The 25,859-nt window shown below is 38.3% G+C and carries 25 protein-coding genes; 24 read left to right on the forward strand and 1 reads right to left on the reverse strand.

The features are described from left to right. Window positions 1–92 precede the first annotated feature (92 nt). The 4 genes from AC3WSO_RS08090 (at window position 93) to AC3WSO_RS08105 (ending at window position 4,739) form a co-directional block, all read left to right on the forward strand. Window positions 93–848 (forward strand): metallophosphoesterase, encoded by a 756-nt coding sequence (locus AC3WSO_RS08090; RefSeq protein ID WP_492530139.1) that lies wholly within the window; start codon window positions 93–95, stop codon window positions 846–848. 597 nt (window positions 849–1,445) lie between these two features. Next, window positions 1,446–2,411: a YpdA family putative bacillithiol disulfide reductase gene (locus tag AC3WSO_RS08095; protein WP_492530140.1), complete on the forward strand. Its 966-nt coding sequence runs from the start codon at window positions 1,446–1,448 to the stop codon at window positions 2,409–2,411. A gap of 221 nt (window positions 2,412–2,632) precedes the next feature. Further along, window positions 2,633–3,193, forward strand: coding sequence for a glycerol-3-phosphate acyltransferase (locus AC3WSO_RS08100; protein ID WP_492530141.1), 561 nt, complete (start codon window positions 2,633–2,635; stop codon window positions 3,191–3,193). Window positions 3,194–3,197: 4 nt separating this feature from the next. Continuing rightward, complete coding sequence (locus AC3WSO_RS08105; RefSeq protein WP_492530142.1) at window positions 3,198–4,739, forward strand: aminotransferase class V-fold PLP-dependent enzyme; 1,542 nt, start codon at window positions 3,198–3,200, stop codon at window positions 4,737–4,739. Window positions 4,740–4,767: 28 nt separating this feature from the next. On the opposite strand, the gene AC3WSO_RS08110 is transcribed toward AC3WSO_RS08105, so the two are convergent. Beyond that, a complete protein-coding gene (locus AC3WSO_RS08110; RefSeq protein WP_492530143.1) occupies window positions 4,768–5,736 on the reverse strand; it encodes an asparaginase in 969 nt (322 codons plus the stop codon). 329 nt (window positions 5,737–6,065) lie between these two features. Here AC3WSO_RS08110 and prsW point away from each other — a divergent pair, with 329 nt between their 5' ends. From prsW to AC3WSO_RS08210, 20 genes are all read left to right on the forward strand, one after another. Then, window positions 6,066–6,740, forward strand: coding sequence for a glutamic-type intramembrane protease PrsW (gene prsW, locus AC3WSO_RS08115; protein WP_079559895.1), 675 nt, complete (start codon window positions 6,066–6,068; stop codon window positions 6,738–6,740). A 299-nt stretch (window positions 6,741–7,039) separates the two neighbouring features. After that, complete coding sequence (sleB, locus tag AC3WSO_RS08120; protein WP_492530144.1) at window positions 7,040–7,864, forward strand: spore cortex-lytic enzyme; 825 nt, start codon at window positions 7,040–7,042, stop codon at window positions 7,862–7,864. A 15-nt stretch (window positions 7,865–7,879) separates the two neighbouring features. Next, window positions 7,880–9,163: a PepSY1/2 domain-containing protein gene (locus AC3WSO_RS08125; protein WP_492530145.1), complete on the forward strand. Its 1,284-nt coding sequence runs from the start codon at window positions 7,880–7,882 to the stop codon at window positions 9,161–9,163. An 85-nt stretch (window positions 9,164–9,248) separates the two neighbouring features. Then, window positions 9,249–9,908, forward strand: coding sequence for a flagellar brake protein (locus AC3WSO_RS08130; protein WP_492530146.1), 660 nt, complete (start codon window positions 9,249–9,251; stop codon window positions 9,906–9,908). Window positions 9,909–10,243: 335 nt separating this feature from the next. Then, window positions 10,244–10,918 (forward strand): (d)CMP kinase, encoded by a 675-nt coding sequence (cmk, locus tag AC3WSO_RS08135; RefSeq protein ID WP_492530147.1) that lies wholly within the window; start codon window positions 10,244–10,246, stop codon window positions 10,916–10,918. Between the two features lie 102 nt (window positions 10,919–11,020). Next, complete coding sequence (gene rpsA, locus AC3WSO_RS08140; protein ID WP_492530148.1) at window positions 11,021–12,157, forward strand: 30S ribosomal protein S1; 1,137 nt, start codon at window positions 11,021–11,023, stop codon at window positions 12,155–12,157. A gap of 289 nt (window positions 12,158–12,446) precedes the next feature. Continuing rightward, the gene (der, locus tag AC3WSO_RS08145) at window positions 12,447–13,757 is read left to right on the forward strand and encodes a ribosome biogenesis GTPase Der (protein ID WP_492530149.1); all 1,311 of its coding nucleotides are present in this window, start codon (window positions 12,447–12,449) and stop codon (window positions 13,755–13,757) included. Window positions 13,758–13,898: 141 nt separating this feature from the next. Next, window positions 13,899–14,915, forward strand: a complete 1,017-nt coding sequence (locus AC3WSO_RS08150; RefSeq protein WP_492530150.1) for an NAD(P)H-dependent glycerol-3-phosphate dehydrogenase — start codon at window positions 13,899–13,901, stop codon at window positions 14,913–14,915. 527 nt (window positions 14,916–15,442) lie between these two features. Continuing rightward, window positions 15,443–15,655, forward strand: coding sequence for a DUF2768 domain-containing protein (locus AC3WSO_RS08155; protein WP_492530151.1), 213 nt, complete (start codon window positions 15,443–15,445; stop codon window positions 15,653–15,655). Between the two features lie 21 nt (window positions 15,656–15,676). Beyond that, window positions 15,677–16,456: an LptM family lipoprotein gene (locus AC3WSO_RS08160; RefSeq protein WP_492530152.1), complete on the forward strand. Its 780-nt coding sequence runs from the start codon at window positions 15,677–15,679 to the stop codon at window positions 16,454–16,456. Window positions 16,457–16,547: 91 nt separating this feature from the next. Next, on the forward strand, window positions 16,548–18,026 hold the full coding sequence (spoIVA, locus tag AC3WSO_RS08165; RefSeq protein WP_492530153.1) for a stage IV sporulation protein A: 1,479 nt from the start codon (window positions 16,548–16,550) through the stop codon (window positions 18,024–18,026). 199 nt (window positions 18,027–18,225) lie between these two features. Then, window positions 18,226–18,498, forward strand: a complete 273-nt coding sequence (locus AC3WSO_RS08170; RefSeq protein WP_004232618.1) for an HU family DNA-binding protein — start codon at window positions 18,226–18,228, stop codon at window positions 18,496–18,498. A 560-nt stretch (window positions 18,499–19,058) separates the two neighbouring features. Next, window positions 19,059–19,628, forward strand: coding sequence for a GTP cyclohydrolase I FolE (gene folE, locus AC3WSO_RS08175; protein ID WP_079559906.1), 570 nt, complete (start codon window positions 19,059–19,061; stop codon window positions 19,626–19,628). Between the two features lie 63 nt (window positions 19,629–19,691). Continuing rightward, the gene (gene mtrB / locus AC3WSO_RS08180) at window positions 19,692–19,910 is read left to right on the forward strand and encodes a trp RNA-binding attenuation protein MtrB (RefSeq protein WP_197141420.1); all 219 of its coding nucleotides are present in this window, start codon (window positions 19,692–19,694) and stop codon (window positions 19,908–19,910) included. Between the two features lie 547 nt (window positions 19,911–20,457). After that, window positions 20,458–21,225 carry a heptaprenyl diphosphate synthase component 1 gene (locus AC3WSO_RS08185; RefSeq protein ID WP_492530154.1) on the forward strand — a complete coding sequence of 256 codons (768 nt, stop codon included), beginning with the start codon at window positions 20,458–20,460 and terminating at the stop codon, window positions 21,223–21,225. 15 nt (window positions 21,226–21,240) lie between these two features. Then, window positions 21,241–21,945 carry a demethylmenaquinone methyltransferase gene (locus AC3WSO_RS08190; RefSeq protein WP_492530155.1) on the forward strand — a complete coding sequence of 235 codons (705 nt, stop codon included), beginning with the start codon at window positions 21,241–21,243 and terminating at the stop codon, window positions 21,943–21,945. Between the two features lie 19 nt (window positions 21,946–21,964). Further along, window positions 21,965–22,939 (forward strand): heptaprenyl diphosphate synthase component II, encoded by a 975-nt coding sequence (hepT, locus tag AC3WSO_RS08195; protein ID WP_492530156.1) that lies wholly within the window; start codon window positions 21,965–21,967, stop codon window positions 22,937–22,939. 86 nt (window positions 22,940–23,025) lie between these two features. Beyond that, complete coding sequence (gene ndk / locus AC3WSO_RS08200; RefSeq protein WP_132359254.1) at window positions 23,026–23,442, forward strand: nucleoside-diphosphate kinase; 417 nt, start codon at window positions 23,026–23,028, stop codon at window positions 23,440–23,442. A 364-nt stretch (window positions 23,443–23,806) separates the two neighbouring features. Then, a complete protein-coding gene (locus AC3WSO_RS08205) occupies window positions 23,807–24,955 on the forward strand; it encodes a thiolase family protein (protein ID WP_492530157.1) in 1,149 nt (382 codons plus the stop codon). Between the two features lie 14 nt (window positions 24,956–24,969). Further along, window positions 24,970–25,731 carry a 3-hydroxyacyl-CoA dehydrogenase gene (locus AC3WSO_RS08210; RefSeq protein WP_492530158.1) on the forward strand — a complete coding sequence of 254 codons (762 nt, stop codon included), beginning with the start codon at window positions 24,970–24,972 and terminating at the stop codon, window positions 25,729–25,731. Window positions 25,732–25,859: the final 128 nt, after the last annotated feature.

A 25,859-nucleotide genomic window follows, 5' to 3' on the forward strand; every position in this document is an offset into this window, starting at 1 on the left:
AATAGGGTTTAATGCGTACGTCTTATTTAGTGAAAAGGCGATTCTTATTTTAAATGGATCGTCTTTTTGTTTTCGTAAGGAGAAGTGAAAGAATGATTTATTTTGGTCTATTTATTTTAGTAGTCATCGCGTTCATTCTTTATATGTTAAAGGTTGCACATGAAAATAATGTTTTACATCATCGATTGCAATTAAAGGGTGAACAGGAAAAAATCCGACTATTTTTTATTTCGGATACACATTTACGCAAAATTAATCGCCAGATGATTGAACAGTTAGATGGTCAATTTGATGCTGTTATTATTGGTGGAGATTTTGCGGATGGACGCACACCTATTCAACGAATTCATGACAACCTAAAATTATTAACTCCTTTAGGACCGACTTTTTTTGTATGGGGTAATAATGACAGGGAAGTAGGGGAAGGACGATTACGAAGTATTTTGCAGGAACATGGTGTTCAGACCATCGCTAATGATGCTGTATTACTACCTAAAAAAAACCGCTTTTGGCTAAATGCAATTGAAGACACATCTACAATGAAATATAGCTTTGATGAAGCATTTGCAAAGGTAGGAGAGAAAGACTTTGTTGTTTTCATATCACATAACCCTGGCGTTTTTGCAAAAGTCCGTGCAAAATTTAGAGCAGATTTGATGATTGGTGGGCATTTACATGGTGGTCAAATTAGAATTGGTTCATACGGTGTGCATCCTAATGGCTCTTATCGGGAGCGTGAAGGTGTGATGACGTTAGTAAGTAACGGCTATGGTACGACATTATTACCTTTCCGACTTGGTGCGAGACCACAGTGTCATATTATTGACATTGAAATTTCGGGGAAATAAACAACCAAAACTCGTTAGAAGGCGTATAATGGAAGCGATAAGGATTTATTCGGTAATAGTCCGATTAATTAATTATGCCTCAGCATAAAATGTGTCCGGAATCGACTTTGTGCATGCACAAAGAACTCCTTTTACGATTTCCGTGACATCCGCCGGAGGCTTTAGGTCAACAAATGTTTTCTGTGCGAAAGCGCAGTGCTAACGTAGAGTCAGCAAAGGGTTTTGCCTGTGCGAAAGCGTAGCGTCAGCAACAACATGAAGTTTGTCACTCAGTCATTGCCACAGGACGTGGCGTTCTTAGACTGAGTTCCTTTATTTCAGCGGATGTTTGGACGCCTGCTGACCGCATTCATCTCATCATCTATAGAGGGAGGAGACTTCTGTACTTATCGCTTCGCTATCGGTACAAATACAAAAGACATTTGTAGCTGACGTTTCACTTTCGCTACGAAAACATTTGTAGCTGACGCTTTGCTTACGCTACCGAAAACATTTGTAGCTGGCGCTTTGCTTACGCTACCGAAAACATTTGCTGAAAGAAGTTAAAAGTAAAGTATTAGTATTTTGCTAATACAAAGTTGATAGGAGTGTCAAGAAATGCAGCAAGTAGATGCAATTATTGTTGGGGGAGGCCCATGTGGTTTAGCAGCAGCAATAGCCTTGCAAAATATTGGTTTAAAGCCAATTGTCATTGAAAAAGGAAATATCGTCAATGCTATTTATAATTACCCTACACATCAAACTTTTTTTAGTACGAGTGAACGATTAGCTATCGGTGATGTCCCTTTTATTATTGAAGGTCGTAAACCGAAGCGAAACCAAGCACTAGTTTATTATCGAGAAGCTGTGCGTTTGAAAAATATTCAAGTAAATCGCTTCGAGAAAGTAGAGAGCGTTGTAAAAAATGGAGAGATGTTTACAGTAACGACAGATAAAGAAGTTTATACATCACCTTATGTTGTAATTGCAACAGGCTACTATGACCATCCAAATTATTTAAACATTCCAGGTGAGAAATTACCGAAAGTCTACCATTACTTTAAAGAGGGACATGAATTTTTTGATACTGATGTTCTTGTAATAGGTGGGAAAAATTCGGCAGTAGATGCAGCGCTTGAGTTGCATAAGGCTGGAGCTCGCGTCACTGTTGCCTACCGTGGTAGTGAGTATTCACCTAGCATTAAGCCATGGGTTTTACCCGAATTTGAAGGACTAGTACGAAATGATGAAGTCCAAATGCATTTCAATACAAATATACTGGAAATCCGTGAGCATGAGGTCGTAGTACAAATGGATGGCAGCGAAAAAACTTTCAAAAATGATTTTGTTTTTGCGATGACAGGCTATCATCCTGATCATTCATTTATTCGAGCAATGGGTGTCTCTATTGATGATGAAACGGGTCGTCCTTTCTTTAATTCAGAAACTATGGAAACGAATGTAGAAGGATTATTCATTGCAGGAGTTATTGCAGCTGGAAATAATGCCAATGAAATTTTTATTGAAAATGGTCGTTTCCATGGTGATTGTATTGCGAAGACAATTGTAGAAAAAGAAAAATAGCAATAGGAGCTGTATAGGCAAGTAAGCTGCTTATACAGCTTTTTTTCGGAAAGAAGAGCTGAAGCGACGGAAAGAAGAACCGAAGTGACAAATAGAGAGTAAGGTGGCTCATCCTACGCTCCCTATGAAAGGCCCACTCGGAATGGAAATCCACCCCACGTTATGATGATGATAAGTAATTTCTCTAATCAAATCGAAGCTGATAAAAAAGGTGTGAAGGAATGCTTGGATTATATTGGTTGCTAAGTTATTTTGCAGGGAACTTTATGACTGCCTATTTTGTTGGAAAAATACATGGTGTTAATTTACAGGAAGAAAGAAGTAAAAACTTAGGGGCTAGAAATGCCGGTAGTGTGATTGGAAAAGGTGCTTTTATTTGGACCTTTTTAGGGGATTCTTTAAAGGGTGCGCTCATTGTTGGTGCAGGACGTTTATTGCATTTCGAAGAATGGGCGATAGTTATGGGTGCTAGTTTGGGTATGCTTGGGCATATGTTTCCGTTTTGGCTTAAGTTTAATGGAGGAAAAGGAGTAGCAACTTTTATAGGGGTAGGTCTTGCAATATCACCAAGCTTATTTGTAATGATGGTCATAGGGACAGCAATTACATTGAGTGTCATTAGAAGTTTAACACTTAGTATGCTAGGTGGCTTTCTTTTTTATGCTGGAGCGATTATTTATACAGATCAATTACTGTTGTATATTCCGCTACTAATAGCAATAATTTTTATGCTTAGTAAGCATATGTCAAATATTAAAGAAGTTTTAGAGAGAAGGAAGTGATGAGATGTATTGGTGTAAAATTGCACATACGGAAGCGGAGTTTGAGGAAATAGCACGATTAAATTATGAAACCTTTGTAGAAGAAATTCCACAGCATAAGTCTAACTCCGAAAGAAAAAAAGTTGACCGCTTCCATCATGAAAATACGTATATTGTTGTTTATAAAGGAATAGAACTTATAGGCATGCTTGCATTTAGAGATCAAAGGCCGTTTTCAATTGATGAAAAAATAGGAAGCGTTGAGAAGTATTTATCAAAGGAAATCAGTACGAAACTATGTGAAATTCGATTGCTTGCGGTCAAGAAAGCATATCGAACAGGAAGAGTACTACTGAAATTGACACAGGCATTAAATACTTTTGCGTATGAAAAAGATTATTCGGCAGCGGTTATCTCTGGTACTACTCGTGAAGAGAAACTTTATAAGCAAATGGGGTTTACTCAATTTGCACCTGCTACAGGGACAGAGGATGCTTTATTTTTACCAATGGTATTAACGAGACAACAGTTTGAAAAGTCTTTGCAGCAAAGACTTGCGAAGGATTGCCATACATTTTATCCAGGTCCAGTGAAACAAAGCGAACAATTTATGTGTTCTGAGCTTTCTCATCGTTCGCTAGGCTTTCAATCATTATTTGAGCAAATGAGAAATAAATTGCTTCAACTATCAGGGGCAGCGCATGTAGCGACAATTGTAGGAACTGGGACATTGGCAAATGAAGTTATGCTGGGGCAATTGAAGGCTCAACAATTAGGGCGTGGACTTATTTTAACGAATGGTGAGTTTGGAGAACGACTTCGAAAGCAAGCAGAGAGATGGTCATTAGATTTTGATGTGATCGAGCAAGATTGGGGAATCTCGTTTGATATAAATGGCTTGGACACTTATATGCAAAAAAGACCTTATCAATGGCTCCTAGTAGTTCATGGAGAAACGTCAACTGGGACATGTAATGATTTAGAGGGGATTTTACAGCTTACAAAGCGTTATAATATAAAGCTTTGCATGGACTGCATTAGTTCTTTCGGAGCTATGCCATTTTCTTTAAAGGATTGTTATTTAGCGACAGCGGTAAGTGGAAAAGCAATTGGTGCACTTAGTGGCTTGGCTTTTGTTTTTTCGCAAAACATAGTGGAATCTTCTAGGACATTACCTGCTTATCTCGATTTAGCTAATTACCAACAAAGTTCGATTCCGTTTACATTACCAGCAGTATTTGTTGCAAATGTTGTTGCAGCATTACAAGCATATCCAGAAAGATATGGACAGCTACAGCAACGTTTTAAAACATTGCAGCAGCTACCATTCATGCACTATCAAGTTTTAACTAGACAGTATCCGATGCTCATCACTTTACAGCTTCCTAAGGATTTGGCAAATCTACAGAGAGATTTAAATTTAAATGGTTTTTATGTTCATGCGGATAGTCAATACTTACGTCGAAGAAATTTCGTACAGCTTTCTGTTATTCAGCCGGATTTTGATATAGCAATCGATCATTTACATAATATTTTAGGTTATTATAAGCAAATTATAGATGCATAAGCCAACGTGAATATCGAATTCATTAGCCTTACATGATAAATTCTTTTAAATCAATAGGCGCTCCAACTTTATTCAGCCCAATTAATAATTTTAATCGAGCCTTTTGACCATTAATGCCGGTTGCAAATATAGCTCCTAGGTCTTCGAGCATTTTGCCACCACCATCATAGCCGTAGACACCTTCTGCGATACCATTAAAACAACGGGATACGAGTATAACTGGAATACCGCGCTCTATAAGACTTTCTATACCTTTCACTACTGATGGGGGGACGTTGCCTTGTCCAAGGCCTTCTAATACAACGCCATCATATTTACATGCGAGTACTACATCAAGTAAATCAACCTCCATGCCAGCGTACACTTTCAGCATGGCTACTCGTTTTGATAATCCATCAATATCTACATACTGACGGCGGATAGGAGCATGATGAAATAATATTCTTGATTTTGTAATAAGTCCGATCGGGCCATACTGGGGTGACTGGAAGGTATTTACTGAACTAGTGCTTGTTTTTGTAGTATTAACAGCAAGGTGGACTTCGTCATTCATGGCAACAAGAACACCTTTCTCGCGAGCTTCTTCATCTACAGCTACACGAACGGCTTCTACTAAATTATAAACGCCGTCTGCACCAAGTTCGTTTGAGGAGCGCATGGCACCTGTTAAAACAATAGGAATTGATAAATCAGTTGTTAACTCTAAAAAGTATGCTGTTTCTTCTAATGTATCAGTACCATGGGTGATTACAACGCCATCAATTTTCTCCTCTGCAACTTTTTCGATAATAAGATTACGTAATTTAAGCATTTCTTTTTGAGTAATATGTGGTGATGGGAGGTTAAATGCCTCCATTTCAATAATTGTGGCAAGCGCATCAAGTTTACTACTTTCCTTCATAAGAGGATTTTCCTTGTTAGGCATAACGGCACCTTCATCGCTCATCGCCATAGATATTGTTCCACCTGTATGAATTAATAAAATTGTTTTTTTCATAAAAAATAATATCTCCTTTTAAAAAGTTTTGTGTAATAACATGGTATAATAATAGCAGTTTATCTTCATGTAACAGATGTTTTTTTGTCGGAAAATGTCACAAAAGTTTTCCGCCTATGACATACGATATAATAACCGACAGAATAGATAAACATAGGCTATGAAATTTACATCCTGCAAAAATGCTAAAGTTAACCAACATTGTGAGATGGACGCGCTTCACTTTCGTATAAAAAACATTGTTGGAAAAGTCAGAAGGATGTCACGAATTTTAAAATCTTAACATCATTATGTCAAGGTGAAATTGATTTTTGAAAGGGGCCGGCATCATGATCATCTTATTATCAGCTGCCATTGCTCCCGGTTTAGCGCTTTTTAGTTACTTTTATTTGCGCAATCAGATGGCAACGGAGCCAAGAAGAACTTTACTTCAAACGTTTTTGTATGGCGCATTTTTAACGTTCCCAATCTTGTTCTTACAATATGTACTAACAGAGGAAGGGGTCTTTCGATATCTTTATCTACAAGATGTAGTTTTTTCGAGTGTAGTTGAAGAGTTTTTTAAATGGTTTATTCTGTTAATCGCAATCTACAATCATGTAGAATTCGATGATCCTTATGATGGCATACTGTATGGTGCAAGCATATCTCTTGGTTTTGCCACAATTGAAAATGTGCTTTATTTATTTTCTTTCGGTTTAGATACTGCTTTTATGCGTGCATTATTACCTGTATCGAGTCATGCTTTGTTCGGTGTTGTAATGGGCTATTATTATGGACGTGCCAAGTTTTCAAAGTTTGCAAAGACGAAAGAAATGATTGCTATGGCGCTTTGTGCACCGGTAGTTTTACACATTTTATATAATACAATTTTATCGTTTAAAGGATATTGGGTATATTTAATGATACCTTTTATGCTATTTTTATGGTGGTTTGGGCTACGAAAAGTCAAGCTTGCTCACTATCACCTAGTACAACATTTGCATATGCATAAAAAAATATAAAGCGTAGAAATCTAAAAAAGATTTCTGCGCTTTTCTTTTTTTAACTTCTTTCAGCAAATGTTTTCGTAGCGAAAGTGAAACGTCAGCTACAAATGTTTTCGTAGCGAAAGCAAAGCGTCAGAATGCGGATTTAAGTTGCTTTTCAGCGGGTGTCCAAACACCTGTACCTGTCGCTACGCTTTCGGTACAAAAAACTGCTGAAAGAAGTTAAAGCCTCCTGACGCAATTTTGCTGAGGCGAAATTGATATGTATAAAATGAGTCGTTTGTTTCAAGCTATGAAAAAAAGGAGTGATGATAGTGCGATTAGTAAGCATAATTTTTGCTTTGATGTTGGGGATTAGTATATTTGCTATTCCGCAAAATGATGCCATTGCATTTACCGAGCAACAGATTTCTCGTGGTGCTTATGGAGATGATGTAATTGAGTTACAAGCAAGGCTACAATACTTAGGATTTTATAAAAGTAAAATTGATGGCAAATTTGGCTATAACACATATTGGGCTTTGCGGAATTTCCAAGAAAAATATGGTTTACCAATAGATGGGATAGCTGGTACTAAAACTAAGAAAGCTTTATCAGGTTATTCAGATTACGATGAAGGATGGGTCAAAGCGCAATTAAATGCAGGAAATCAATTCACCTATTATGGTGGAGTTCCACTTGAACAGCAAGTGAAAGCAAACACTGGCGGCGGTGGTGGCGGTGGCGGTAAAAGCAGTGGTAGTAGTAATAATAATGGTACTCAAACTCAAATACCTCCAAAATATACTGACAGAGATATTCAGTTAATCGCGAATGCTGTTTATGGTGAAGCTAGGGGAGAGCCTTATGAAGGGCAGGTAGCGGTAGCGGCTGTTATTTTAAATCGTTTAGAGAGTCCTGAATTCCCAAATACTATTTCAGGTATCATTTTCCAACCTCTAGCCTTTACTGCGGTGGCAGATGGACAGATTTGGCTGGAACCAAACGAACGTGCAAAAGAAGCGGTTATTGATGCTATGAATGGATGGGATCCTTCAGAAAATGCACTTTATTATTTTAATCCGAAAACAGCTACAAGTAAGTGGATTTGGTCAAGACCTCAAATTAAACGAATTGGAGAACACATTTTCTGTTCATAGAAAGGAGGAAAACAAATGAGAACTATGCTCGTTATACTCACTGCGGCAGTTATTGGCTTAGGGGCATATAGCATTAATATGCACGGAGAAAATAAAAGTTTACAACGTACTGTGCTAGCTCAGTACACAGATAATTTAACGAATGCATCTGAAAAATTATCGCATCTACAAAGAGCTGTTTCACAATCTCTTTTGTTTCGAGATGATCAAGCGATTCACAATGAGTTAGATTCTGTTTGGCGACTAAGCTCTGACGTTCGATCGTCTATGTCTAATATTCCTATCGGGCAGGAAATGTCTAACGACTGGCTAAATTACTTAGGGCGTCTAGGAGATGAGGCAAAGAAAACATCTAAAACAGGTGATTACCAAGCTTGGCGAGAAAAAATGCCACAAGTCTCTACAAATTTACAATCACTTTCAGATGAATGGTCAGCTGCAACAGTAGATTTTTATAAAAATAACGGTAAAATGGATGTCTGGTTACGACAAGTAGATACGAAGAACCCTAATACAACATTTGATAATGTACAAAAAACATTAAAGGATTATGGTGAAAAAGATTTCCCGCTTACATTAAGTGAATCGGATTGGCAGAAAAAAATAGAACTTAAAGCATTACAAGATTCAGTCATTACTGAAAAAGAAGCATTGGAAAAAGTAAAACAATTATTCCCTATCATAAAAGATGCGACATTTACTGTTACAAAAAGTAGCGATACTGCACCATATCCGTTTTATCATATCCAATTCCACCAAGGCATTCGTTTAGGATATGTTGATTTAACGGAAAAGGGTGGGCATTTAATATCCTACTTAGTGGAACGTCCGGTAGATGAAGCAAGGGTATCGCAGGATGAAATTATGAAAAAAGCTGAAGAATATGTAAAACGACTTGGGATGAATGATGTTGCATTTGTGGAAACTCGTGAAAATCATCAGGCATGGCATGTGACATTTGCGCGGGTTCACCCTGGTGATAATGCATTGGTTTATGCGGATGGGGTGCAATTAAAACTTGCTAAGGATACAGGTGAGTTACTTGGTGCAAATGCGATGGAATATATTCAGGAAGAGACGATTAAGCAACAAACAGCAAAACCAATAGATTGGAAAACTTTCTTCGATGCCGACGTGAAAGTAGAAGAAGTGAGAAATATTTATACAGACAATGGTCAATTTGAACAGCGCCTTTGTTATGAGGTAATTGCGGTACGTGATAAAAATACGCAAGAAACATTCAGAATTGTAATTGACGCAGAAAATCACAATGTTTTGAAAGTGGAATATTTAACGTAGTCGAAGAAAAAACTACCAGTATTTATATAGCCAGAATGGGCATCTCATGCGATAATAAAGTATATTTGTGTTCGAGGAGATGCTCATGGAAATAAAAATTGGTACTCAATTAGAACTTGAACCAACTTATACAGAGAGTGTAGAAAATTTTCGCTGTAAAGTTGTAGAACAAACTGAAAATATTATTTACATCGATTATCCAATAAATGTTGCCACAAACAAAACAGCTTTTTTAATAGATGGATCTGAATTTAGAGCGACTTTTCGCACGGATGATAAACAATCATTTGCTTTTAGTACTGAAGTTGTTGGGCGTAAAGCTGGTAACATTCCTATGATTATGTTGCATTGTCCAAAGGAAGATGAATTTATTAAAATTCAACGTCGTGAATATGTACGTGTGGAAACGTCTGTAGATATAGCGATACAGTTTCAAGATGCCAAATATCAGCTAGTAACAACAGATATTAGCGCAGGTGGATTGGCTGTTCTCTTGAAAGGGGCAATTAATTTCCAAGCTGGTGATGATGTTCAGTTAACAATCGTTTTACCATATGCTAACGGAGATGTTAAATACGTGATTACGGATGCGACGGTTGTTCGTATATTCGAAAAAGATGCCCAAAAATTTGCCACTATACAACTATTAGATACTGATGATGTAGACCAACAGCATATTGTTCGTTTCTGCTTTGAACGTCAGTTAGTAAATCGTCGTAAAGAAATAAATCCTTTTGATGATTAATTTTTTCGCTTATTAATTGTTTTCTCAACCGCTATAGGTGGGTGAGATGAATACGGATTTAGGCTGCTTTTCAGCGGATGTCCAAAAACCGCTGAAGATAGAGGAACTCGGTCTAATAACGCCACGTCCAGTGGATTTTTACCGAAATGACCGATATGATTCGTCCCTTGTGCAGGACAAATCACAAAGTAGATTTTGGAGCAATTATGCCGAGGAATAATTGATAGGAATTTTACACACCTTCAACTCGAGTAGTAATTAGATTTTAGAAAGCCCTCTCCTTGAAGAGGGCTTTTTTATGATACAATATGGTGTGATAGAAAGTAGGGGAAATTATGAAGAAAAACATTCAAATTGCGATTGATGGACCGGCTGGCGCTGGGAAAAGTACAATCGCAAAAATCGTTGCAGAGGCACTTGAATTTACTTATATCGATACAGGTGCTATGTATCGTGCTGTCACGTATAAAGCAATGCAACAAAACATACATTTAGATGATGAAACAAAATTAGCAGAAATGCTTGCATCTAGCACAATTGACTTAAAGCCTTCTTCTCAAGGACAACTTGTCTTTTTAGATGGAAAGAACGTTTCTGCTGAAATTCGATCAAATGAGGTAACTTCATCTGTTTCACAAGTAGCAGCTCATGCTAAAATACGCGAACTATTAGTAACGCAGCAACAAAAGCTTGCAGCTAATGGCGGCGTAGTGATGGATGGGCGCGATATTGCTACACATGTATTAAAAAATGCAGAACTAAAAATATTTATGTCTGCAACTGTAGAAGAGAGAGCAAGACGTCGTTTTATTGATAATCAAAAGCGAGGAATTGAATCTACCGTTGAAAAGCTTCAAGAAGAAATTGCCCTGCGCGATAAAATGGATAGCGAGCGTGAAGCATCACCACTAATTCAAGCAGAAGATGCCATATTTTTAGACACGACAGCATTGTCAATTGATGATGCAGCACAGGCCATTTTAAAATTAGCGCAAGAAAAAATGCTGTAAATCCAAAAATTTCAGACATTTTTTGAATTTAAAGGATTTATTTTTGTCTTTGTCTTCAATATCGAATAAAATAGTAAGGGAAGATGCGAAGGAGGGTTACATATGTCTGAAGAAATGAACAATGTAGAACAAACGTTTAACGAAGGTGATATCGTCAAAGGTATTGCTGAGCAAGTTGATGAAAAAGCGGTAACTGTTTCAATCCCAGGTGCACCATTTGACGGTATTGTACCGATAAGTGAATTATCAAGCTTACACATCGAAAAAGCGTCTGACGTCATTTCTGCCGGAGATGAGTTGGAGTTGATGATTACAAAAGTTGAAGAAGAAAACTATGTATTATCAAAACGTAAAGTAGATGCTTTAAAAGCATGGGATACACTTGAGCAAAAATTCAACGCTGAGGAAATTTTCGAAGCGGAAGTAAAAGATATTGTTAAGGGTGGTCTTGTCGTAGATTTAGGGGTACGTGGCTTCGTTCCAGCATCCCTAGTAGAAGACTACTTTGTTGATGATTTTGAAGACTATAAAGGTAAGTCTCTAAACTTTAAAATTGTTGAGCTTGATAAAGAAAAAAATCGCTTGATTTTATCACATCGTGCTGTAGTGGAAGCTGAAAAAGCTTCTCAAAAGAAAGATGTTATTAACCAAATTAAAACTGGCGATGTTTTAGACGGTAAAGTACAGCGTATTGCATCATTTGGTGCCTTTATTGACCTTGGTGGTATTGATGGCCTTGTGCACATTTCGCAAGTGTCTCATGAGCATGTGAGTGATGTGAGTGAGGTTTTATCAGAAGGACAAGAGGTAAAGGTGAAAGTCCTTTCTGTAGACCCAGCAAATGAGCGTATTTCGTTATCTATTAAAGAGACGATTCCTGGTCCTTGGTCGAACATTGAAGAGCGTGCAGCTAAAGGTACAGTGTTAGATGGAAAAGTAAAACGTCTTACTTCTTTCGGAGCATTTGTGGAAGTTTTCCCAGGTGTAGAAGGTTTAGTGCATATTTCGCAAATCGCGCATAAGCACATTAATACGCCTCATGAAGCTTTAAAAGAAGGACAAGAGGTACAGGTGAAAGTGCTTGACGTAAATGCTGAAGATGGCCGTTTAGCATTAAGCATTAAAGATTTACTTGAAAATCCTGAGGCAGAGGAAGTAATCGACTATGAATTACCAGAAGAAAACACAGGTTTCTCTTTCGGTGATGTCATTGGCGATAAGCTGAAAAACTTTAAATAAACTTGACAAGCGAGGATACAGTTTGTATCCTCGCTTTTTTTATGGAGGAAACGTATAGAAAAGCCAAAGCGACGGAAAGAACAATCAAAGTATAACGGATAGAATAAATCAGACTCGAAGATAATTACATCACATCGAACATTCAAACAGCTCAGCCGAAATGATATAAAAATTTCTAAATAGACTTAAAGAACGGTACATAGCGCGCACATTCATGGATATGATATGATATAATGGCATTTTTCGTGTATAATAGCGAAAGACAAGAAGTTGGAAGGATGAAGTACAGATGACGAAACCAGTAGTAGCCATCGTAGGTCGTCCGAACGTAGGTAAGTCGACGATTTTTAATCGTATCGTTGGAGAACGTGTCTCGATTGTGGAAGATATTCCAGGCGTTACACGCGACCGTATTTATAGTTCGGCAGAGTGGTTAACACATGACTTTAATATTATTGATACAGGTGGTATTGAGATTGGGGACGAGCCGTTTTTAGAACAAATTCGTCAACAAGCGGAAATCGCCATTGATGAAGCGGACGTTATTATCTTTATGACAAATGGTCGTGAAGGTGTAACAGCTGCTGATGAGCAAGTAGCTAAAATTTTATACAAAACAAAAAAACCGGTCGTTTTAGCAGTTAATAAAATTGATAACCCGGACATGCGCGAAATGATTTATGATTTCTATGCGCTTGGCTTTGGAGAGCCTTGGCCAATTTCCGGTTCTCACGGCTTAGGCTTAGGGGATTTATTGGACGAATGTGCCAATCATTTCCCTAAGGAAGATGAAGAGCAATATGGAGAAGAGGTTATTAAATTCTCGTTAATTGGTCGTCCAAATGTTGGGAAATCTTCATTAGTAAATGCATTTTTAGGCCAAGACCGCGTTATTGTGAGTAATATCGCAGGGACTACTCGAGATGCTATTGACACGCCGTATGAGTATGATGGTCAGGAATATGTCATTATTGATACGGCAGGTATGCGTAAAAAAGGGAAAGTATACGAAACGACAGAGAAATACTCTGTATTACGTGCGTTACGTGCAATTGAACGCTCTGATGTTGTTTTAGTCGTTCTAAATGCAGAAGAAGGCATTCAAGAACAAGATAAAAAAATTGCAGGCTATGCGCATGAAGCAGGAAAAGCTGTTGTCATCGTAGTTAATAAATGGGATGCTATTGAAAAAGACGAAAAAACAATGAACGTCTTTACACAGCAAATCCGTGAGCATTTCTTATTCTTAGACTATGCACCGATTATTTTTGTATCGGCCAATACAAAGCAGCGTGTACATCAAATTTTACCGATTATACAACGTGTAAGTGAAAACCATGCAATGCGTATTCAATCATCTATCCTTAATGAGGTGATTGAGGATGCTGTGGCACGTAACCCAGCACCAGCTGATAAAGGACGCCGTCTTCGTATCTACTATGCTACCCAAGTTGCGATCCAGCCACCGACATTTGTCGTATTTGTTAATGAACCAGAGCTAATGCATTTCTCTTATGAACGATTTTTAGAAAACCGTATCCGAGAAACATTTGATTTTGAAGGAACGCCAATTCGATTAATTTCCCGTGCTCGTGCTTAGGAAAAATATACACATACAATACGCCAGCCCGACAATATTGTTGGGTGGCGTCTTTTTACAAAAGAGCAAAGTATAATTTTCTGTAGCATTTTTCGTAACTAAAAAGAGTGAATTGTTTTTCTTAACAAGGGAGGATTTTGAATGGAAAAAGTTTGTGTGTTAGGAGCAGGCTCGTGGGGTACAGCACTTGCGATGGTGCTTGCAGAAAATGGGCATGATACACTTCTATGGACTCATCGAACAGATCAAGCAGAAGAAATAAACAACTTGCATACTAATAGGAAGTATTTACCTGAAACAGTACTACCGACAAATTTGTATGCGACAAGTGATATTGCTAAGGCAGTTGCTCATTCGGAAACAATTATCGTAGCGGTGCCAACTAAGGCTATTCGAGAAGTATGTGAAAAAATGTGCGCAACACTTGATAAAAAAATACTGTTTGTGCATGTATCGAAGGGAATTGAGCCCGATACATTAAAACGGATTTCAGAAATTTTAGAAGAAAGTCTACCTGCAAAATTTGTAGAAGAAGTTGTTGTACTTTCGGGTCCAAGTCATGCGGAGGAAGTTGTCTTACACCACCCGACAACGGTTACAGCAGCATGTGCAAACATTGAAGCAGCAGAAAAAGTGCAGGATTTATTTATGAACCAATATTTCCGTGTCTATACAAGCAAAGATGTGATTGGCGTAGAAATAGGTGGCGCATTAAAAAATGTAATTGCATTAGCGGCAGGTATTTCAGACGGCTTAAATTATGGTGATAATGCCAAAGCGGCACTTATTACTCGAGGCTTAGCTGAAATTTCACGTCTTGGTGTTGAAATGGGAGGGAATCCATTTACATTTTCAGGACTTTCAGGCATGGGGGACTTAATTGTAACATGTACAAGTGTACACTCTCGTAATTGGCGCGCAGGTAATTTATTGGGGCAAGGAATGAAACTACCAGAGGTACTCGATCAAATGGGCATGGTTGTTGAGGGGGTACGCACAACAAAAGCGGCCTATCAGCTAGCAGAGAAATATGACGTTGCTATGCCAATCACAGCGGAGCTTTATAGTGTTCTATTTAATAATATCGAACCAAAAATAGCGGTTGATACATTAATGATGCGTATGAAAAAGCGAGAAATTGATGACATGATATATTAAATTAATGGAATTGGATAAATAAGGTTAATCGATATACCTAATCTATTTGATTAGTTTTGTCATAAAATGGACATAAATAAGGTGTCTCAGAGAATATCTGAGACGCCTTATTGTGTGCTGTTAATTAATTATTTTATACAGGTTGTCCATTTAACTTCTAGCAAAAGTCTCCTACCTCTTTAGGTGGTATGATGCGGTTTTAAGCTACTTTTCAGCGGGTGTCCAAACACCTGCTAAAATAAAGGAATTCAGTCTAAGAACGCCACGGCCTGTGGCAATGACTGAGTGACCAACATCATGTTGTTGCTGACGCTTCGCTTACGCACAGGTATAACCCTTTGCTGACGCTACGTTAGCACTGCGCTTTCGCACAACAAACATTTGTTGGCCCAAAGCCGATTCCGGACGCAATTATGCCGAGGCATAATTGATTGATAGTTATTGGACAACTATTTCTTTTTAGCGAAAGCACATAGTATAATATATTTTGATTGTTTCGTGACGTTATAGAAAGGTGGTTGTTTTAAATGGGTCCGTTAGCACATTTACCTGCGCTTGATATAATGTGGGTATCGTTTTATTGTATTGGCTTTTTGATTATATCTATTGCTTTAATTTATCTCGGTCGTAATAAGATTTCGAACGTTTTTTTACGTACAATCGTAAATTTAATTGCATACATACTGTTTGGACTTGGCACTTTTTTAATGGTTCTAATTGTAGCCACATGGCCAGCATAAAAATGATGAGGTGGAAGTGACATGAAAAAACTAAGTGCTTTTCTTTTGGCAATTGTAACCGCTGTACTTTTAGTAGGTTGTGCATATCCAGAAGACGAGAAAAGGGCGAAAGTAGTGCCGGATGCTGATAATTTAGCGGCGGTTCAGCGTGCGGTTGATGAATACCGCGAAGCAACTGGTGGACTAGTTCCAATTAAAAATAGCGAGCTAGACACAGATATATATATAAAATATTTAATTGATTTTGAAAAACTAATGCCTAAATATCTTGCGCAAATTCCTGGGAATGCTTATGAAAAGGGAGGGATTTTCCAGTATGTTATTTGGGATCCTGAAAATGAAGCTAAAGTAAAATTGGTAGATTTAAATGCCGCAGAGCGAATTCGTGAAATTAATATTCGTAAACTTTCAACCGAATATTTACCGATAAAGGGTGTTTCTTCTGATAATGTATTTCAAATTAACTTTGAAAAATTGGGCTATAAAACAGATGTAACTGTGAAGAGCCCCTATTCAGGTGCCGAATTACCAATATTTATGACAGGCGATGGCGAAATGCATGTCGACTATTCAGTAGATTTAGGGCAACTATTAAAAGAAGAAAAGCCTGATGTAAAACCTGGAGATGATATTCGTCAGCTACTTATCGATAAATATCCAGTAGTGCCAGCTTATTCTTTACCATATACAGTAGATGAAAAAGGTGAGCCGATTTATTTTATGGACGCCTATAATAGTGACGCAAAAAAAGCTAGAGAAAAATTAATTCAAGAGTATGAATCCAAAAATAAAAAAGATTAGTCAATAAGCTCCTTACATTTGTGAGGGGCTTTTCATATTTATCTAACCGCTCGCATATAGTGAAAAAGCGTAGATAAAGGAGGCAGAAACCTTGAGTGAAGCAGTATTTAGAGAAATTGCAGAGCGCACAAATGGCGATGTTTATATTGGTGTTGTCGGTCCAGTACGTGTAGGTAAATCAACATTTGTAAAAAAGGTTATGGAATCGGTCGTGTTACCAAATATTGTGGATGAAACAGAAAGAATGCGAGCACAAGACGAGTTGCCACAAAGCTCGCCGGGGCCAGTCATAATGACTGCTGAGCCGAAGTTTGTGCCTGCCCAAGCAACACGTATTGCGGTCGGTGAAGATGAAATGACATTCCAAATTCGTTTAGCAGATTGCGTTGGTTATGTCATTGACGGTACAAAGGGCTATGAGGATGAAAATGGTCCGAAATTTGTGCATACACCTTGGCATACAGAGCCTATCCCTTTCCAGGAAGCGGCGAAAATAGGCACGGATAAAGTAATTCGTGACCATGCCAATATTGGAATTGTTGTAACAACAGATGGCACGGTCAATGGTATAAGTCGTCGTGCAGCAGAGAAGGCTGAAGAGGAAATTGTAGAGCAATTAATGGATATTGGAAAACCCTTTGTTATTGTATTAAATTGCCAAATGCCGGCAAGGGAGGAAACGGTGCAGCTTCGAAATGAGTTATTTGAACGCTATAATGTTCCAGTAATTGCTATTTCGATTGATCAAATGCGCGCATCTGATATTCAGTATATTTTGCAAGAAGCATTATTTGAATTTCCAATTCGAACAATTGAGGTGGAAAAACCAGATTGGTTAGATGTTTTAGAGGCAACACACCCATTAAATGTTGCACTAATTGATTCGATGGAAGAAGTGTTGTCATCTATTATGAAAATTAGAGATGTGCAGCAGGCGTCAGATGCTTTTAAAGCCATTGATTTTATTGATCAAAGTGAAGTGGTACATGTGGATGCTGGTATTGGAACTGCGGTCATTCGAGTATCATTACAAAGCGAGCTATATAAGTCCGTTTGTAATGAATGGCTGGAAGAACCAATTGAGACGAAGAGAGATTGGCTAGTCTTTATTAAAGAGGCTGCAGAAGCAAAAGAGGCACAAAAACGCTTTAAAAGTGCAATTAATGAAGCAGATTCGACTGGTTATGGTGTCACATTGCCAATGATGCAGGAGTTTGAGCCGACAGCACCAGAGCTCATTAAACAAAATAACTTTTTTGGTGTTCGTATGAAGGCAAAAGCACCATCATATCATATCATTCGTGTAGATATGGAATCAGAATTCGCGCCACTAATAGGCTCAGAATTCCATAGTCAACAATTGCTTAAAGATTTAAATCATGCTTATTTACATGATCGTGAAGCTTTATGGAACACGCAGCTTTTTGGAACTCCGTTACATGAAGTGTTAAAAGAAGGGATACGCTATAAAATGGATGCAGTTCCAAATACAGCTAAAAAACGGATGCGACAAACAATTGAACGTATGGTGAACGAAGGCGATAGAGGATTAGTTACATTTATTTTGTAGTGATAAAAAGTGAAATAAAACGCAAAAAAATACTACAGGTCTTTTCGTTTTTATGCGAAAAGTCCTGTTATTTTTGTTTTTTGGGTGAAAAACTAATTTTTTGGTTATAATCATGAATGAATACAGTTGCGTAGCGGTTTTCTATGTGTTAATCTTTTTACAGAATTGGTTCATGACCCTTTGAGAGGAGGTGAATGGTGTGAATAAAACAGAATTAGTAAACTCTGTTGCTGAAGCTGCAGGTCTTTCTAAAAAAGACGCTTCTAAAGCAGTTGAAGCTGTATTTGATACAATTCAAGATGCTCTTGCAAAGGGTGACAAAGTACAATTAATTGGTTTTGGTAACTTTGAAGTACGTGAACGTGCGGCTCGTAAAGGTCGTAACCCACAAACTGGTAAAGAAATCGAAATCGCTGCTAGCAAAGTACCTGCTTTCAAACCAGGTAAAGCGCTTAAAGATGCTGTAAAATAATACACGTCTAGTAGTTACATAGAGCAGTCTTCATGTATATGAACATGGAGGCTGCTCTTTTTAACTTATTTCAGCGAGTGTTGCATAGATAACTGTACATAGAAAGATCACATAAACGTCAGTGTAAGCAATATAGATTTCCTATGCACAATTTAGGTCTATCGATGAAAGTCGAGATCTATTTTTTGAAACTTGTAGATATATTTAGTAGGTTGGTGGAGATAGGGCATCTCCTTAGAGGATCACTGTCACTGGAATGCAAGCGAGTAGGTGGACGAATGCTAAAATCATCACATTTGTCATGACCTTTCGCAGAAAAAACTGTCAGCACGACTCCTCGAGAAAGAAGAAGTGCCTTGTGGGATGGTCAACCTGACGTCATTGTGATGAGCTAAAATTTACAAAATATACTACTAATTAGTAAGTGTGAAGTAGCGATTTTGCTTATATAGTGTTGAATTTCTTTTGAATCAAGTAAGTCATTTTGCGCTTACCTTTTGGATATGCTACGATGCATAATGAAATGTGTAATGTATTGATACGCAGGAGGGTTTTTACGGATGTCGAATGTTGATTTATTGAAAATAGAAGAAGCAGTAAAAATGATATTAGAGGCGGTAGGCGAAGATGTAAATCGTGAAGGTTTACTCGATACACCAAAACGTGTAGCAAAAATGTATGCAGAAATGTTTAGTGGCTTACATGAAGACGCAAAAGATTATTTTAAAACAGTGTTTCATGAAGACCATGAGGAATTAGTACTTGTAAAGGACATTCCGTTTTATTCGATGTGTGAGCATCATCTAGTGCCTTTTTACGGAAAAGCGCATGTCGCATACATACCAAATGATGGAATTGTTGCAGGACTAAGTAAATTAGGACGCGCAGTAGAAACTATTGCTCGTCGTCCGCAATTACAAGAACGTATTACCTCATCAGTGGCAGAGACAATTATGGAAATGCTCTCACCGAAAGGTGTTTATGTAGTGATTGAGGCGGAGCATATGTGTATGACGATGCGAGGGCTTAAGAAGCCTGGATCTAAAACTGTTACATCGGTTGCACGTGGTATTTACGAAGAAGATGAAGTAAAACGTAGAGAAGTTTTATCATTTATTCAAATGTCTTAATATGCATGTCTAATTATGTTATGATGGACTAAGAATTTGACGGATTTAAGGAGTGTAAAGACAATGTCACAAGATTATATTGTTATTCAAGCAGAGGAAGATGGCGTGCATGTAATCGGTTTAACTCGAGGTACAGATACAAAGTTCCATCATTCTGAAAAATTAGATGCAGGCGAAGTTATGATTGCTCAATTTACTGAACATACATCCGCCGTGAAAATTCGTGGGAAAGCACAGATTCATACAGCTCATGGTGTTATAAATAGCGAAACGAAAAAGTAAAGAAGAACAATGACAGGCAGAAGTGCTTTAAAAATGGATTTGTGTTGATGGCAAATTAGTGATGCACATATAAATCGACTAAATGTGTAAAACTGTTTTTAACTTCTTTCAGCAAATGTTTTATGTAGCGAAAGCAAAGCGTCAGCTTCAAATGTTTTATGTAGCGAAAGTGCAACGGCAGGAACAGAAACGTTAAAGCCTCCGGCGGATGTCATGAAATCGGAATGGAGTTCAATACACGCTGTTAGCCCTTAGGTCATCGCATTCATGTGATAACGGCTAACTGACCTGTATCAGTAAAAAACCACGCCCTGTGGCATTACTGAAATGATTGTCGTGTTGGACCTCGTGCAGGACTAGGCACAAAGCCGATTCCGGAATTGATTATGCCGAGGCATATTTGATTGGGGAAGCTCTACTGTCTATCATGTTGAATAAAGCAAAAAATTTTTATTCGGAATCGTCGCGTGTGCTATAATGACTCAGTAAGCAAGCGTTAGATCCATGAAGTGGCTAACGTATTTGAAAGTGAAATGGAGTAAGGTCTATGAATGCAACATACATTCAAAATTCAATTGCACAATTAAAAACAGAGATTTTCATGGATGTTCGTCATAGAACTTTGCAAAAATACACAGGAGTGCCTGTGCTCGATGAAAATCAATTATTTTACTTGTTAGTTCCCTTTTTGAATGGTGAAGAGTGGCAACAAGAGGAAAGAGAAGCTGCAATCTCGGTTGGGATTGTGTACGTAGCTTTAGCGGCGCACGATCATATTAAAGAATTAAATGCCACATCAAAAGAGCAGCAGCTAACCGTTTTAGCTGGGGACTTTTATAGTGGTCGTTATTATGAGATTTTAGCGAAGTCGGGAAATGTCGCATTGATTAGAAATTTGTCGCAAGGAATTGTACAACGTTGTGAGCACCAAATTAAAGTATATGAGGCAGAAAAACGAACACTCGAACAATGGTATGCTTCAATAACTAACATTGAATCGGGATTAATCTCAAAATTTTTTGAGCTCTATTCGTTTGGTAACTATATTCCAATTGTGGAAAAGAGCTTATTAATCTTGCGTTTAGAAAGAGAATGGGCGACATATCAACGTGGACAAGTAACGTTAATGAGTAGGGTTCTTGAAGAAAGTGCGAGACATTCAGGAGTGACCTATGGCAACGTTATACAGGATAAAATTGTGCAATTAAAAACAGAGCTGTTACAGGTGATAGATGAGGCATCATTTTTACAAGGTGATGTAAAGCAAGCTCTACAAGCACATGTAGAGGCATCCATTGCTTCTACTAATGGATAAGAGAGGTTTTTCGAAATGGCTAAAACGAAAGAAGAGCACGTGCACGAAGTATTTGAAAGTATTTCGCAAAGCTATGACAAAATGAATGGTGTTATTAGCTTCCAGATGCATGTTGGTTGGCGCAATGATACGATGAAGCGTATGGCAGTAAAACCTGGAGCGAAAGCACTGGATGTTTGCTGTGGTACGGCAGATTGGACAATTGCCTTAGCTGAAGCAGTTGGTGAAAGCGGAGAAGTAAAAGGGGTAGACTTCAGTAAAAACATGCTGAAGGTTGGCGAGCAAAAAGTAAAGCCATACCCACAAATTGAACTAATACATGGAAATGCTATGGAATTACCTTTCCCAGACAATACATTTGATTATGTAACAATTGGTTTTGGGCTTCGCAATGTACCAGATTATTTACAAGTTTTAAAGGAAATGAATCGTGTTGTAAAACCTGGGGGACTGGTTGTTTGTTTAGAAACATCTCAATCTGAAATTCCCGGCTATCGACAATTATTCCGTTTTTATTTTAAATATATAATGCCGGTATTTGGTAAAATATTTGCGAAAAGCTTTAAAGAATATTCTTGGTTACAGGAATCAGCAAATGATTTCCCAGGTATGAAGAAGTTAGCGGCAATGTTTGAACAGGCAGGTTTAGAAAAAGTAACGTACAAAGCATACAGTGGCGGTGCTGCGGCAATGCATATGGGCTTTAAGAAGGTACGTTAATGGGGGAAGGTTTTCACAAGTGGAAAAGATGAAGTTAAAACTACTCTATTCCGATTTGAAATCAGATATCGAAATCATTGAAAAAGAATTAGAAAGAGCAGTGAACTCTTCTTCAGGTTTGATCAATGATGCTTCTCTCCATTTATTGCAAGCTGGTGGTAAACGGATACGACCAATTTTTGTGTTGCTTGGCGCGAAATTTGGCGACTATAATATCGAAAAGATGAAGGATGTAGCCGTGCCAGTAGAGCTTATTCATATGGCATCACTTGTGCATGATGATGTAATTGATGATTCCAATATGCGAAGAGGACGCCCGACTGTCAAATCACAATGGAATAATAGAGTTGCAATGTACACGGGCGATTTTATTTTTGCGCGTGCACTTGAATATATTACAAAGCTTGAAGACCCATTAGTTCATCAAATTTTAGCACGTACGATGGTGGAAATTTGTAACGGTGAAGTCATTCAAATTGAAGATAAATTTAGATTAGATCAAGGCTTAAAGGATTATTTTAGACGAATCAAACGCAAGACGGCATTACTGATTTCTTCTAGTTGTGAACTTGGTGCAGTAGCAGCAGGTGTCGATCCAAAAACAGTGAGACATTTGAAGCGCTTCGGCTATTTTGTAGGCATGAGCTTCCAAATTATCGATGATGTTTTAGACATAATGGCAACAGATAAAGAATTAGGGAAGCCAGCCGGTAGTGATTTATTGCAGGGGAATATTACATTACCGATTCTATTGTTAAAAGATGATCCTGGAATGGAACCTTATTTGGCAAAAGTATTTGCAGGTACTTTGACAGAGGTAGAACGTCAAAATATGTTACGTTATGTGCGTAAATCCGACGCGATTGAGCAAGCTAATAAAATGAGTGATAAATATTTGAAAAAGGCATTACAGGAAATAGATGCATTACCAAAACATCCCGTCAAGAAAAAACTACGTGATGTCGCTTTATTTATGGGTAAGCGTAAATTCTAGCTTTTTGTTGTACAAAGCCCGATTTTTTGTTAATATTTATCGGTAGGTGTAAAACCTGTTATACGAATTTAAGGAGTGTTTTAAACATGGCAATCGAAAAAACTTTTTTAATGGTTAAGCCTGATGGCGTAGAACGTCAAGTAGTAGGAGATATCGTAGATCGTTTTGAACGTCGCGGTTTTGTATTGAAAGGTGCTAAATTAATGGTAATTCCTACAGAATTAGCAGAAAAGCACTACGCTGAGCATGCTGAGCGTCCATTCTTTGGTGAATTAGTTGATTTCATCACTTCTGGTCCTGTTTTCGCTATGGTATGGGAAGGCGAAAACGTAATTAAGCTAGCTCGTACAATGATGGGAGCAACTAAACCTGAAGAATCTAACCCAGGTACAATCCGTGGTGACTATGCAACAACTGTTTCTCACAACATCATTCACGGTTCTGATTCACTTGCTTCTGCTGAGCGTGAAATCGGCTTATTCTTCGGTGAAGATTTAGTTTAATTTCTTTCAGCGTTTATCTCCGACTTAGTGAGATGACAATTATGCTAAGGCATAATTGAATTTGCAAATAGATTAAGCAATCTCAATTCAATTTGAGATTGCTTTTTTTATTGCTCAGAAAATGGACTGCGTTTACTTAATAAATAGAAGGCTATAACCAAAAAATAAACCTATAAAATCAGTGATGGAAATTTTCTAAATCCATATAGAATTGTTAAATACTTCTTTGTCATGTAAAATAAAAGATGTAATATTCTGATAATTATAGTTTTTGATAGCTTAATAATCAAGAATATATTTCATAGCATCTAAATACACTGGATGATAGGAAATGAGAGAATCGACAGTGCAAAGGGGTTTTTTGATGAGAGAAGTGGTAATTGTATCAGCTGTTCGTACAGCAGTTGGCAGAAGTAAAGGGGCATTAAGCAATGTTCGAGCTGATGACTTAGCGGCAGATGTACTACAAGAAGTGGTACAACGAGCAGGTATCAATAAGGATCAGGTAGAGGATGTTATTTTTGGCTGTGTGACGCAAACTGCTGAACAGGGGGCAAATATAGCCCGTACGGCCCTATTAATGGCAGGCTTTCCGGAGAGTGTACCAGGTGTTACAATTGATCGTCAATGTGGCTCTAGTCAGCAAGCTGTTCATTTCGCTGCACAGGCTATATTAGCAGGCGATATGGACATTGTTATTGCTGGTGGAGTTGAAAGCATGACGAGGGTGTCAATGGGTTCTAACATGAAGGGTGCCCACGCGGGTAAACGATTACAAGACAATTATACAATTATTCATCAAGGGTTATCAGCCGAAAAAATAGCAAAAAAATGGAACTTGTCGAAGGAGCAGCTCAATGACTTTGCTTACAATAGTCATAGACGAGCATTAGGTGCAATTGAGGCAGGCCGTTTTAAAAAGGAAATACTGCCTGTCCAAGTTACGCAAGAAGACGGCACGGTGACAATGTTTTCTGTTGATGAGGGACCACGGGCAGAAACGACAGTTGATAAATTAAATGGATTAAAAACCGTTTTCCAGGAAGATGGTGTGATAACAGCCGGTAATGCAAGTCAAATGAGTGATGGTGCCTCAGCTGTAGTTATTATGTCTTTAGAAAAGGCCGAAGAGCTTGGCATCCGCCCGCTTGCGAAAATTGTTACAAGAGTTGTTGTTGGCTCAGATCCGACGTTAATGCTAACTGGTCCAATTGAGGCAACTAGACAAGCACTAGAACGTTCAGGTCTTACGATCGAGGAAATTGACACGTATGAAGTAAATGAAGCTTTTGCGCCAGTACCACTTGTTTGGTTGCATGAAATAGGAGCAGATCCAAATAAGTTAAATCCAGATGGTGGAGCAATTGCTTTAGGGCACCCACTAGGAGCGACGGGCACAAAACTGTTAACAACGATGCTATACAGAATGGAACGAGAAAATTTACATTATGGCTTACTTGCAATTTGTGAAGGTATGGGAATGGCGAACGCTACTATCATTGAAAAAATGTAAAAGGGGTGTGTTTGATGAATGAAGTAAAAGCAGTTGTGACAGGGGGAGCATCTGGTTTAGGGGAGGCGACAGTTCGTAGAATTGTTGCTAACGGTGGCAAAGCAGTTATTTTTGATCTTAATGACGAGCGAGGACATGCACTAGTAGAGGAGTTAGGGGAGAATGTCCAATATGCACGCGTTGATGTGACAAAAGAAGCTGATGTAGCGGCAGGGCTTGAGCAAGCAGTAACAACATTGGGCTCCATTAATGTCACAGTGAATTGTGCCGGAATTGCTGATGCAAGTAAAGTACTTTCAAAGCGTGGTGTACATGCTCTGGGGTTATTTGAAAAGGTGATTTCTGTCAATTTAATTGGTACGTTTAATGTAATTCGTCTAGCGGCCGAGAAGATGCAACTGAATGAGCAAAACGAGGATGGTCAGCGTGGCGTTATTATTAATACTGCATCTGTGGCGGCGTTTGATGGGCAAATAGGACAAGCGGCATATAGTGCCTCAAAGGGTGGTGTGGCAGCTATGACGTTGCCGATTGCTCGAGAGCTTGCTGAAATCGGTGTACGTGTTATGACGATTGCTCCAGGCTTAATAGAAACACCAATGTTTGCGTCGCTACCAGAGCCAGCAAGAACAGCACTTGCTCAAATGACGCCTTTCCCTAAACGACTTGGAAAACCAACAGAATATGCGTTGCTGGTCGAAAGTATTATCCAAAATGGTTTGTTAAATGGTGAAGTCATCCGCTTGGACGGCGCGATTCGCTTGCAGCCAAGGTAAGAGGGATCATTAAGGTGGTTGATTTCTGCTAAATTAGCCAGAAAGAATGACGAAGGTTAAAACCATTTTCCTGTTAGTAGCTTTCGTGAAAAGGTGCTTGTCTACGGATAGAGAGGCGAAGAATTAGC

The organism is Lysinibacillus sp. EB106-09-02-XG168, from assembly GCF_058791475.1.

Excerpts from the sequence above, each read along its gene's own strand:
- AC3WSO_RS08090 (WP_492530139.1), top strand. The coding sequence starts at position 93 with ATGATTTATTTTGGTCTATTTATTTTAGTAGTCATCGCGTTCATTCTT.
- AC3WSO_RS08095 (WP_492530140.1), top strand. The coding sequence starts at position 1,446 with ATGCAGCAAGTAGATGCAATTATTGTTGGGGGAGGCCCATGTGGTTTA.
- AC3WSO_RS08100 (WP_492530141.1), top strand. The coding sequence starts at position 2,633 with ATGCTTGGATTATATTGGTTGCTAAGTTATTTTGCAGGGAACTTTATG.
- AC3WSO_RS08105 (WP_492530142.1), top strand. The coding sequence starts at position 3,198 with ATGTATTGGTGTAAAATTGCACATACGGAAGCGGAGTTTGAGGAAATA.
- AC3WSO_RS08110 (WP_492530143.1), bottom strand. The coding sequence starts at position 5,736 with ATGAAAAAAACAATTTTATTAATTCATACAGGTGGAACAATATCTATG.
- prsW (WP_079559895.1), top strand. The coding sequence starts at position 6,066 with ATGATCATCTTATTATCAGCTGCCATTGCTCCCGGTTTAGCGCTTTTT.
- AC3WSO_RS08125 (WP_492530145.1), top strand. The coding sequence starts at position 7,880 with ATGAGAACTATGCTCGTTATACTCACTGCGGCAGTTATTGGCTTAGGG.
- AC3WSO_RS08130 (WP_492530146.1), top strand. The coding sequence starts at position 9,249 with ATGGAAATAAAAATTGGTACTCAATTAGAACTTGAACCAACTTATACA.
- cmk (WP_492530147.1), top strand. The coding sequence starts at position 10,244 with ATGAAGAAAAACATTCAAATTGCGATTGATGGACCGGCTGGCGCTGGG.
- rpsA (WP_492530148.1), top strand. The coding sequence starts at position 11,021 with ATGTCTGAAGAAATGAACAATGTAGAACAAACGTTTAACGAAGGTGAT.
- der (WP_492530149.1), top strand. The coding sequence starts at position 12,447 with ATGACGAAACCAGTAGTAGCCATCGTAGGTCGTCCGAACGTAGGTAAG.
- AC3WSO_RS08150 (WP_492530150.1), top strand. The coding sequence starts at position 13,899 with ATGGAAAAAGTTTGTGTGTTAGGAGCAGGCTCGTGGGGTACAGCACTT.
- AC3WSO_RS08155 (WP_492530151.1), top strand. The coding sequence starts at position 15,443 with ATGGGTCCGTTAGCACATTTACCTGCGCTTGATATAATGTGGGTATCG.
- AC3WSO_RS08160 (WP_492530152.1), top strand. The coding sequence starts at position 15,677 with ATGAAAAAACTAAGTGCTTTTCTTTTGGCAATTGTAACCGCTGTACTT.
- folE (WP_079559906.1), top strand. The coding sequence starts at position 19,059 with ATGTCGAATGTTGATTTATTGAAAATAGAAGAAGCAGTAAAAATGATA.
- mtrB (WP_197141420.1), top strand. The coding sequence starts at position 19,692 with ATGTCACAAGATTATATTGTTATTCAAGCAGAGGAAGATGGCGTGCAT.
- AC3WSO_RS08185 (WP_492530154.1), top strand. The coding sequence starts at position 20,458 with ATGAATGCAACATACATTCAAAATTCAATTGCACAATTAAAAACAGAG.
- AC3WSO_RS08190 (WP_492530155.1), top strand. The coding sequence starts at position 21,241 with ATGGCTAAAACGAAAGAAGAGCACGTGCACGAAGTATTTGAAAGTATT.
- ndk (WP_132359254.1), top strand. The coding sequence starts at position 23,026 with ATGGCAATCGAAAAAACTTTTTTAATGGTTAAGCCTGATGGCGTAGAA.
- AC3WSO_RS08205 (WP_492530157.1), top strand. The coding sequence starts at position 23,807 with ATGAGAGAAGTGGTAATTGTATCAGCTGTTCGTACAGCAGTTGGCAGA.
- AC3WSO_RS08210 (WP_492530158.1), top strand. The coding sequence starts at position 24,970 with ATGAATGAAGTAAAAGCAGTTGTGACAGGGGGAGCATCTGGTTTAGGG.